This is a genomic window from Pseudoalteromonas sp. XI10 (assembly GCF_001469895.1).
Classification (GTDB): Bacteria; Pseudomonadota; Gammaproteobacteria; order Enterobacterales; family Alteromonadaceae; genus Pseudoalteromonas.
Genome location: NZ_LOPY01000044.1, coordinates 1 through 264, shown reverse-complemented (window position 1 = coordinate 264; position 264 = coordinate 1). Strand labels below are relative to the sequence as shown.

Annotated in this window: 1 tRNA gene; it reads left to right on the top strand. The window is 48.9% G+C overall.

Annotation, left to right across the window (positions count from 1 at the left end):
* Window positions 1–183: 183 nt before the first annotated feature.
* A tRNA-Glu gene (locus tag AUR67_RS11365) sits at window positions 184–259 on the top strand.
* The last annotated feature ends 5 nt before the right edge of the window (window positions 260–264 follow it).

The window sequence follows — 264 nt, the reverse complement described above, 5'->3', positions numbered from 1 at the left end:
CCCCTTGGGGACGCCACTTACTAAAAGTGTTGTGTTATTAAAAGCTCGTCTGAATCGAGTATAACTATTCAGTTGTCCTAGTGACACAGAAACTTTCTGTTTAAGCTATGGCCATTCGCCTCGCAGGCTCGGTCTCATCTTACGCAGAAATAGCAAATCAGTGATTTGCAAACCAATTTCTGCGTCCCCATCGTCTAGAGGCCTAGGACACCGCCCTTTCACGGCGGTAACAGGGGTTCGAATCCCCTTGGGGACGCCACTTAC